Below are 286 nucleotides of genomic sequence, written 5' to 3'. Positions count from 1 at the left end.
GGCCGATCCGGTACGGGCCGCTGACGGGTCCGGCGGAGAACAGGCGTTCCTCGTCGAACACGTCGCTATTGGGCAGGTGATGCTTGAGCACCCGCGCCTTGACCGCGCCGCCCTCGAGGATGGCGTAGCTGTTGTAGAGCTTGCCGCCCTGAACCAGCGGGCACCCGATGCCCAGCGCAGGCCCGTCCGCGCAATCCCGGGCCAGCCCCTGCAACACCCGTTCGGCGTCCGCGGCGAAGGCCGGGCGCATGACGAGGTCCTGTGTCTGGTAGCCGGTCAGGAACAT

The 286-nt window shown here is 69.2% G+C and carries 1 protein-coding gene; it reads right to left on the bottom strand.

The features are described from left to right. Positions 1–286 (bottom strand): NAD(+) synthetase (locus tag H2O73_RS23885; RefSeq protein ID WP_220457738.1); only part of this gene is annotated, 286 nt, incomplete at both ends.

This window comes from Vibrio marinisediminis (assembly GCF_014050145.1).
Classification (GTDB): domain Bacteria; phylum Pseudomonadota; class Gammaproteobacteria; order Enterobacterales; family Vibrionaceae; genus Vibrio; species Vibrio marinisediminis.
Note: the sequence above shows the minus strand (reverse complement) of the source record. Positions and strands in the feature narration are given on the sequence as shown.